This is a genomic window from Candidatus Thermoplasmatota archaeon (assembly GCA_018814355.1).
GTDB lineage: Archaea > Thermoplasmatota > Thermoplasmata > UBA10834 > UBA10834 > COMBO-56-21.
In genome coordinates this window covers 1-3285 of the sequence record JAHIZT010000022.1, presented here as the reverse complement: position 1 = coordinate 3285, position 3285 = coordinate 1, and the positions used below count along the sequence as shown (strand labels likewise).

Genomic DNA, 3285 nt, shown 5'->3' with positions numbered 1-3285 from the left:
TCCATCCAGTGGACTTCGCGAAGTGCATCCGCTTCTCGGTCGTCAACCTGGCGGATATGCCGTACTTCGTGAGGCCCCCGCTCTTGTGGTAGGCGGACGCGTGCATCGTGAGCGTCTTCGGGTCCTCCGCCCGACTGACTCGTTTCATCGAATTCTGAGTCATCTGATGAACCGTATCGTACACCTCGGGATCCTGGACGCCCACGCCGGACAGCTGCACCAGCATGCTCCCGCTGGGCCTCAGTGCCGCGAGCTGCTCCATGAGGTCCGCCTGGTCTACCACCCCCACGAGGCGGTCGTCCTCAACGACGAACACCGTGGACACCCCGTGCTCGGTCATCGTCCTCGCCAGCTCCCCCACGCTCTGTCCGGGCGATACGACGATTGGAAACCTCTTCATGATGCTGCCCACGCTCACGATGCTCGGCCTCCTGTCATCGAACACCATCCTCGGGGGCTTGGGCGACCTAGGAGGCCTGTCTGCCTTTGGGGACCACAGGGCCTTGAATACTTCGTGCATGCCAACGATCCCTGACAGTTTCCCGTCGTCCTTCACGACGGGCAGGGCCTTCTCGTTCAACTCATCCATCATTATCTGGGCTTTCTTGGCAGGCTCGTTCTCGCGGATTGCCAGAGGGCTCCGAGTCATCACCTCGTCCACCCTCCTGCTGGCGAGCTCCTCCACGCCAGGCAGCACGCGCACGACGTCGCTCCTCGAGAGGAATCCCACGAGGCGCGCACCTCTCATGACCGGGGCGCCTCTGACGCCCGCCGTCATGAGCACCTCCGCCGCCTTGGTGAGCGCCATGTCCTCACTCAGGCGCGGGCAGGGCATCATGATCGAGCCGACCTTGGCCGTCAGTGGGATGCTCCTCCTCGCAATGAACGAAGTGTAGCTGACGAGCCCCACGGGCCTGCCTCGGTCGAGCACGGGAACCTCCCTTATGCCCTTCTTCTTAAACAGCGAGATGGCCTTCGACACGGTCGTGTCCAAGTCGACCGTGACGGCCCCCTCGGTCATCACGTCTTTCACGCGGAGATCATTGCCGCTCATGTCCTACTCCCAGATGTTGGCATGGGCCTTATGCGATATGTAGTTTGACACGAACCTTAGAAGTAGCGTTGCCGGCTTGTTCCTGACGCACTTCGCCTCGCGCACAAGTGCGGCCAAAGAAGACAGTCCTCGACTGGACCGGGAACGGGGCGATATGCGGGAAGGGGATTTGAACCAGGGTCGAGTCAGACACTCTTGGCTAAATCTCGTTTAGAACATGGAAACCATGCATCGCCAGGCAACTAGATTGTATTCAGTTGCCTGCTGGTAGTCATTGGTGCCAGCTTCAATCACAGGTAGGTCCCGGGCTGTAATCCAGGCCCTCGCACATTACAATTCTGGATTACAGATGAATATCACATTTGCCATCGTGCGATCTTCTCATCAACCATCTCCTCAACAGCCCTGCCGTTCCTACCCTTACATACTACGAATAGTAGAAAACTCTATTAATATGTAAGGGTAATAGAATCCCATGGTCACGATTAGAAAGAAATCAGTTGACTCGCGGAAGTACTTCTACCTGCAGCATACCATCAGGACCTCCAAAGGTGTTCAAACTCGTGAGAAGTATCTGGGTACGAGACTGCCCGCCAATATCGAAGAGGCGAAGCGAGACTTCCTCATCGAGATCTACAAGGAGCGTTGGTACCCTCTTCTGGATAAGATCCGCTCCAACTACGCGAAAGAGCAGCGAAAGATGCCGCGGAGCGCGCTTCAGAAACAGGTTCGCTCGTTCTCAGTCAGGTTCACCTATGACACGACCCGCATTGAGGGTTCGAAACTCACATACCGGGAAACGGCGGATTTGTTGGAGAGAGGGCTCAGCCCGCGCGCGAGGCCGCGTGAGGACATAAGTGAAGTCGAAGCCCATGACAGGGTCTTCCGCGAAATCCTGGAGTACGAGAAGGACATATCGTTGCGAATCATCCTGCTCTGGCACAAGAGACTGTTTGAAGGGACAAAGCCCGATATCGCTGGAAAGGTCAGAGCGTATCAGGTCGCCATTTCAGGGAGCCGGTTCATGCCTCCTAGCCCAGTTGAGATTCAACCATTGCTGAGAGAGTTCTTTCGCTGGTACGACCGAAGCAAGTCGTCGCTCCATCCAGTCGAACTTGCCGCGACCGTTCACTTGAGATTCGTGACAATCCACCCGTTCGCTGACGGGAATGGCAGGATGAGCAGGCTCCTGATGAACTTCGTGTTGCAGAAGCACGGTTTTCCTCCACTGAACGTCCCATACGAGGATCGGAGAAGCTACTACAACGCGCTGGAGCGATCGCAGGTGAAGAAGATCGACAGCGTCTTCATCCAGTGGTTCTTCAAGAGATACCTCAAGGAGAACTCGGCCTACGCCTAGGTCTGGAAATTGGATTATGTAGCATCGCAGTGATTATTGTCAATGGCGCTGAGAATTTCCAGGCCCGGCTCATTTTCTACCAGTAAAGAATCCCCTTCTCGAGGGCCCACTTCCGGCTTTGAAGATTATAGCTCCCAGTTTTAATTGGAGGTAGATTCCGGGTCAATATCCGGACCCTCGCACTTTTTGATTTTGTATTCTGGACAAACGTTCAAACATCAACACACGCACAGGTACGGTCTCCCGATCACCGATGCGCGCCCATCCTCGGACGGAACGATCGGACAGACTAACACCTTTTCCAAGCCTCGGTCTTCCCGTACGAGGCTTTCTAGGTCTTCCACATTTCCTCTTCAAGGATCAATGGCTTCCCGACCGCCTCAATCAGCCTCTTAGATATTCTTCCGGTCGCCACGAGTTCTCGCCCAGATTCCTTGGCAGCCTCCAGAACTCTATCGGCTTTCGAACCCCCTCTTGCAAGGAGCTGGGCGTGCGGTCGAAGCAGCGCCCCTGCGAACTGCACGCTGGCATCGTTTGCGACCTCTTTCGCAATCCTGAGGACCGTTCCGAAGTTGCCTTTTTCATACCAGCCGCTAGTCGAGACCAGCACAATCTTCCGGATCTTCACATCGGAACGGAATCTAGCACGCGTCCGGCCATTCCTCTTTGTCAGCAAGGGGTCGATCAACGGACAGAGACGGTTGACGAAATTTTGCATCTCGCCAGGGAGCGGTATGTAGACCGGGGTGGCAAGAACCAAGATGTCTGCTCGTTTCAGAAGGGGGTAGACTGATTGCATGTCGTCTTTGATGAGGCATTTGCCAGGATTCGTATTCCAGCAGTAGAACTCTCCTTTGCAGGGCTTGATATC

At 55.6% G+C, this 3285-nt stretch carries 3 protein-coding genes; 1 reads left to right on the top strand and 2 read right to left on the bottom strand.

The window, feature by feature from the left end; all coding sequences use genetic code 11:
• Nucleotides 1-1054: CBS domain-containing protein (locus KJ653_00980; protein ID MBU0684412.1), on the bottom strand; the 1054-nt coding region annotated here is incomplete at its 3' end.
• Between the two features lie 475 nt (nt 1055-1529).
• Here KJ653_00980 and KJ653_00975 point away from each other — a divergent pair.
• Nucleotides 1530-2414 (top strand): Fic family protein, encoded by an 885-nt coding sequence (locus KJ653_00975; GenBank protein ID MBU0684411.1) that lies wholly within the window; start codon nt 1530-1532, stop codon nt 2412-2414.
• Between the two features lie 331 nt (nt 2415-2745).
• Here the strand turns inward: KJ653_00975 and KJ653_00970 are convergent.
• A partial coding sequence (locus KJ653_00970; protein ID MBU0684410.1) for an NAD(P)H-dependent oxidoreductase occupies nt 2746-3285 on the bottom strand: 540 nt, incomplete at its 5' end.